The 5864-nt window shown below is 43.2% G+C and carries 6 protein-coding genes and 1 pseudogene; all 7 read right to left on the reverse strand.

Annotation, left to right across the window (positions count from 1 at the left end):
- On the reverse strand, positions 1 to 636 hold a 636-nt coding region (locus tag V6C93_RS12440), incomplete at its 3' end, for a condensation domain-containing protein (protein WP_333476978.1).
- Positions 637 to 719: 83 nt separating this feature from the next.
- The gene (locus V6C93_RS12445) at positions 720 to 902 is read right to left on the reverse strand and encodes a hypothetical protein (RefSeq protein WP_333476979.1); all 183 of its coding nucleotides are present in this window, start codon (positions 900 to 902) and stop codon (positions 720 to 722) included.
- Between the two features lie 12 nt (positions 903 to 914).
- On the reverse strand, positions 915 to 1364 hold the full coding sequence (locus V6C93_RS12450; RefSeq protein ID WP_333476980.1) for a nitric oxide synthase oxygenase: 450 nt from the start codon (positions 1362 to 1364) through the stop codon (positions 915 to 917).
- 18 nt (positions 1365 to 1382) lie between these two features.
- A complete protein-coding gene (locus V6C93_RS12455; RefSeq protein WP_333476981.1) occupies positions 1383 to 1925 on the reverse strand; it encodes a GAF domain-containing protein in 543 nt (180 codons plus the stop codon).
- 152 nt (positions 1926 to 2077) lie between these two features.
- A complete protein-coding gene (locus V6C93_RS12460; RefSeq protein WP_333476982.1) occupies positions 2078 to 3589 on the reverse strand; it encodes a NarK family nitrate/nitrite MFS transporter in 1512 nt (503 codons plus the stop codon).
- A gap of 161 nt (positions 3590 to 3750) precedes the next feature.
- On the reverse strand, positions 3751 to 3915 hold the full coding sequence (locus tag V6C93_RS12465) for a hypothetical protein (protein WP_333476983.1): 165 nt from the start codon (positions 3913 to 3915) through the stop codon (positions 3751 to 3753).
- A gap of 1612 nt (positions 3916 to 5527) precedes the next feature.
- Positions 5528 to 5864: pseudogene (locus V6C93_RS12470) on the reverse strand (hypothetical protein); the annotation flags it as partial.

Below are 5864 nucleotides of genomic sequence, written 5' to 3' on the forward strand. Positions count from 1 at the left end.
CAGCGTCCAACTAAACAAGCGAATAGGAAATGGCTCTGAAGTATTCAATTCTTGACTGCTTCGATAAGTTGCTGTAACTATAGACTCCGCTTCTATCAAACTATCCAAATCTTTTCTAGCCCAACTTTGGGTAACATCAGGGATAAGTTCATCAACCGGGGGCAAATCTGGCAAAAGTTCACGATGGCTGTCTAGTTCACCCAGAAATTGCAAGATATCTCGGATTAGATAAACTCCTGATAAACCATCACCAATCCCATGATGAAAAGTAATTATTAGGTTAGAAATATTAGATGAGTGCAGTAACAATACGCGCAGCAGAGGTTCTTCACTCCAATTCAAAGGGTGACGTAATTCTTCAACCATCTCCCGGCACCAATGTTCTTCTCCCTGTCGCTCAATTACTCGCCGTGGAATAGGCGGAACATTTTCTAAGGAAAATTGTGGATGATTTTGATTGTTAGTAACTATTTTGACTCTTAACCGAGAATGCCGAAGTTGTAGCCAAGCCAGAGCTTCAGTTAATAAATCAATGGTAAATGAGCCTTTAATGGTTGCCGATAAAGTAACATTGTTTGGGCTGTTATTGTATGACAGCCACATCAAATATTCTGATGGTTTAAGAAGGCGATTCATGGCAATTACTAGGATTTTAAAGTGCGCTTTAAAACTACAGCTATAGCATTGACAAACAGGCTCTAATTGTTCAACGTATTGGCTTATGACTGGATTGGATGTTTGGTGAAAATCCATTCGACACACAGCAAGATGAGCGTTAGTCCCGAAACAGCTTGTGCAATTACATCAGTTGTCTGGCGATCGGTCAGCACAGTAAAGATGAACGAACAAAGTGTCACGGCAACGAGCAGCCAAGGGGCGATCGGACTAAGGTTGTAGTTCACGATAGACAAAAACTAATCTAGACATGTCTCACTAACGGTAAACCGGATGCCCTTTTTGCCCGGTTGTTGAGGTGCAAAAATACTAATGTGAGGGCGGATACTGCCATTATTGGTTGCTAACTCAATGTGTTCAACTAGGGCGGCAAAAATCTCTCGGGCTGTCGTCAGATGGCGCAAGTCACGAACGATTAGGGATTGCCAGAAGATTCTCCCAATGCAATTTGCACTGTTGCGCCATGCAACTTTGGCTCCGTAGGCAAGTTCTTCTGGAGTTTGCCAGTAGGTTCGCGATAGCGAAGCGCTGCTGCGAAGCGCAGATCGCCTATATTCCTGATAGACCTCTGCTAGTCGTGCTTCGACGTGTGACTCTGGTTGAGGGCGTTCTCGATAAAACAGTTGGAGGTAGTCGGTTGCCTCCAACAGCAGAGTAGGCAAGGCTTCTAAGTAACTGAAATCGTGCATAGTGACTGATGCCCCCTTTTAAAGACAGTGTTTCGATGCAACCTGTGCTGCTGCCATAGCTAGTTCGATGGCTTGCGGATCTTCCTCACAGATTTCCGACCGAAAAAAGACAAGAACTGCTATCACTTGAGCGTTCGCGAGAATTGGTACTCCCAATCCAGTTTTGATACCGAACGCCTTAGCAATGTAATGTCGCAAGAAATAAGTTTCTGAGTGAGCCGAGGCATCTAACATCCATTCTGGCTGCTGTGATGACCAAACTCGCCCTGGTAAGCCTACACCTGGAGACAAGATAAAATCTTCACTACAGATCCGGAATTTCTCCAAGTCAGACACTTGCTCGACGTTTCTTTTCGGGTTGACGTACCAAGCTGGACTCAGTTCTAGAATCGTGCCATCCTGTGAAAGCATCCAAGCTTCTCCATAATCCCAGTTGATGCTTTCACAGACAGTACGAAGTGTGGCAGTAAGCACAGTATTAAGCTCTGTCGTTTTACCGATTGATCGAGCCAGTGTTTGCAATAGTTGAACTTTTGTCTGGGTTTGTTTTGAGTTGAGCATAATCTTGATAAGTTTGAGAAATGTTGGACTTTGCTGTTGAATTAATGCAGGTGGATTACCAGTTGAAGGCTAATTTACACAAACAAATGTTGAGCTTTGAGCCTGCTAGTTTTTAGTACCGCTTCAGTACAAGGCAAAGCTTGGCTTTCGAGTCAAAAGCTCTGCTCTACTTTCGGAATGGCATTGTTCTGTGCAAAGGAAGCACTGGGTTCAGTCAGGAAGAATCCGCAGAGGCTAGCGCAGATCAGCGCCACTACACCCATTGTGGAGAATAGTGTCGAAGTGTTTGTGAAGTTATAAACCGTTAGATAAACTACGCCGCCAACATTACCGTAAGCCCCAACAATACCCGCAATTTGACCCGTGATTTCCCGCTTAATTAGCGGTACTAGGCTGAAGGTGGCACCTGCACCCGCTTGAACAAAGTAAGCGCACAATAGCGTCACCCCAATTGCCATTGGTAACGACCAATGACTGTTGATTCCGCTCATTAGTAAAAAGCCGACTCCAATACCCACGGTAAACAGCGTCATCGTCCATTTGCGACTACCGCACTTATCGGAAATGAGTCCCCCACTTGGTCGCGATACTAGGTTCAAAAAGGGATAGCTAATGGCAGCAATCATGCCTGCTGTGACCCGATTTAGAGCAAAAGTGTGTTCAAAGAACATTGGCAGAATCGAGAAGACGGCTAACTGAGCACCAAAGTTGGTTAAATAGGTGAAGCTCAATAAAGCAACTTGACGAAACTGATAACGTTGTGCGGACGGATAAGTCTGACTACTTTTGAGAAAATTAGAGCTGAGCGGATTCAAGGAACCAGCAACTTCTCGATTCACCTGCCAGGATTTATACGTTTGCAAGATGAATAATCCTGCCAGCAATCCCCAGCACAACATTTCTTGCCAGTCTTGCAGAAAATGAATCTGCGGCTGTGTGAGAGGAAAGGTGAGCAAGCCCAACGACAGCAACATCCCCAAGTCCAGCGCTATCATTGCCCATAAGCTTTTCGCCGACGTGACGGGCATCGCGCCATGTCGCTGAGGTCGCTGATAAACTTTACCGGGTGGAGTATCTTCAACGTTGAGGAAATAGACTACACCATAGAGGGCGGCAACGATTCCAGTTAACAGAATTGCCAATCTCCAGTTAACGGCACCATTTGACAAAAAAGTTGTGGCAACGGCGATCGCAGGTAATGTAAATTGGGCAGCAGCGGCTCCAAAGTTGCCCCAGCCTCCATAAATCCCTTGAGCTATGCCAATCTCTTCGGAGGGGAACCACTCTGCCACCATGCGAACTCCCACGACAAATCCAGCCCCCATAATCCCAGTGGCTAAACTGCTCCAGACTAATTGGTTGAAGGTGGTTGCGGTTGCCCCAATCGAGCAGGGTATGAGTGCAAACACGAGCAACGCTGAGAAAACAAGGCGAGGACCAAAGCGATCGAGAATTATGCCAACTACAATTCGCGCTGGAATTGTCAACGCTAAATTACAAATTGCTAAAACTTTGAGTTGCTCAGTAGTTAGTCTTAAATCCTGTTGAATCGTTGTGGCCAGAGGAGCCATGTCAAACCAAACAACAAATGAGAGAAAGAAGGCAAACCAGGTCAAGTGAAGAATGCGGTAGCGATCGCGAAATGACCATAAGCTTCGGAGCATCAAAAATCTCCTTTGTCTTGTGAAGAATGTTTTAAATCCCAGTCCAGCTATAAATTGTCTCAATATGGTTCCAGTTTTCCTTGTCTGCGGTGCAACTTTGAGTTTAATTTTGACTTGGCTTTTGAGCAGATTGATGGCGGTCGATTGCTGCCCAGGGCGGATTATAAAGTGGGAGTGATTCTAATTGATTCAGTTCGGATTTGAACTTTGAGCGGATCGAAGGCGATCGCTAACTTATTACTAGAATCAGGACTAATTCGATAATCTTGGTATTCTTGGGGAGATTTGGCAATCGGAATCATGCAACGAGAGTCGGTCATTATCATTAGTAGTTTCCTCCTATTTTCTGCTGCTCTTTCAGTCTCAATTAATGAAAAATTAAGGTAAATTACAGAGAGTCATGAGGTAATCAAGGCGTTTAAGGCATCATCTCTGGGAGTTGATAGCGCCAGTTTATTGCACGCGGTTTAACGTAACGTTGAATAGGGCGAGGAGTGTATTCGTAGGTATAGGCGCGGTAAATGAGTTTCATGATTTTATCCTCCATAGTTTTAAAAAAACTTGACAAATTGCAGAAACACTTTAGTTCTACAGATGTACTGATGAAACTTGATTAATTTATGCAGCGATGCCTGCGACGGGCGTACAGCCCTTCGGGCATGAAAACCGCGTAGCGTCTCGAAGAGAAGCCATCGCACTAGCTCTTTCTGTTCATGTTCCCTAATCCTGTGTAGTCCACCGCGCCACTAAGCGCTGACATTCTCCATCAAATTCTTTCACCCAGATCCTTGAAAGTTTGGGTCGAGTTATTTTAGGTTTTTGAGTGAAAGAGGTTTTTGACAATTCCGCTGACTGTGAGGAAGTTACAGAATGATTAAAGGTATCTAAGATTTCCATATTTTTTGCATCCATTAGATTTATCCCTTGACAAAGGGAACAAAAATTTCTAATCGTGTATAGTCCACTTCGCCACTAAGGTCTAACGCTCTCCATCAAATTCTTTCACCCAAATCAAATCCTTAAAAGCTAGAGTCAAATGGTTCGATAGGAAAAGATTGATTGAACTTATGCAGTATAAGTAGAGCGTGGTTAGAAATGCGAGTTAATGGTTCAATTCTTAAATGCACCAATTTTGATTGATTATGTCAAAATTTTTCATTCAAGAATTACTTTTATAGCTTGCCAATTTTTTCCTATTTGTATCTCTACCCAAAGCTATATTACTGACAAATTTAATTCAAAAACATTTCTTAATATTGTCAAGAAAATCAAATTTATCGAGTTATATCTAAGTTTTAGATTGAAACAATAGAGATAATAAATGATCGTTTAAAAAATATGTGCATTGCGTTTACATATGCCTTACGCAATACACACAACTATTTATCAATAGTTACTTAATTTGCTAAAATTTTGATTTAAGAAATCTGCTTTCTAAAAGTAACGTAACTAACACTCAAGATTGATTGATATAGGATTTCTTATTTAAGTGAAGCATTGTTAATTTTTATCTATTCTCTAAAAACCAGAGCTTTGTACCTCATCTACTTGAGAACTGCTTATTTTTTGCCTCTGCTGGCAGCGGGAAATGGGCAGATATCGACTATTACTGCCAAACGAGATCGTGGCACCAGAAATTAACCTTTGCTTCTAGTTTGCAAGTTTTGCGAGTTCTCTACTAGAGAAGATCGAGGAGTTAAGGAAAAACTTAAAGGAGTTAAGCAAAAACTTTAAGAAAACTAAGGCTCATGGGGTAACAAGCTGCCGTTGAGTTAAGTCCCAGGCTCTACGGAAGTGTATGAGCTAATGGAGCGCCAGAAGACTCATTAGATGCGATCGCACCCAGTTTCTGTTTCTAAGTGGCTTGCGATCGCTACGGGTGAAAACAGGTTGTATGCTGGAGATTGAGCATCAATTGGCATCGGAAGTTCTCCTTCATCAGACGAGATAGCAACTATTTCCAAAAGGTAATACAATACCCTCGCTTAACAGGTTCAAAGCATCTGCTAAGCCTGCATTCGCTTCTACTTCTGAAGTCGTTGTAGAAGGGTTAGAGACCGTGATCGACAACTGATCGCCTAATGTCATCACTCCCACGAGTTGCTCATTCTCCGCTCCATTTAGTATGGCTGGACCGTAGATGGCTTCAATCTGGAGTGAACCAAATTGCCGTCCAAACGGTAACCGACCCAAGTTGGTTACAACTAAGTCATAATCGGACGGTTGCTGTAGTACCTGACAGACCGTTTCAGCGGCTGGCAACGATGCACTTTGT

The sequence above is a fragment of the Allocoleopsis sp. genome, from assembly GCF_036703385.1.
Classification (GTDB): domain Bacteria; phylum Cyanobacteriota; class Cyanobacteriia; order Cyanobacteriales; family Coleofasciculaceae; genus Allocoleopsis.

Coding starts and splice junctions, on each gene's coding strand:
- V6C93_RS12455 (WP_333476981.1), bottom strand. CDS start 1,925: ATGCTCAACTCAAAACAAACCCAGACAAAAGTTCAACTATTGCAAACA.
- V6C93_RS12450 (WP_333476980.1), bottom strand. CDS start 1,364: ATGCACGATTTCAGTTACTTAGAAGCCTTGCCTACTCTGCTGTTGGAG.
- V6C93_RS12460 (WP_333476982.1), bottom strand. CDS start 3,589: ATGCTCCGAAGCTTATGGTCATTTCGCGATCGCTACCGCATTCTTCAC.
- V6C93_RS12465 (WP_333476983.1), bottom strand. CDS start 3,915: ATGATAATGACCGACTCTCGTTGCATGATTCCGATTGCCAAATCTCCC.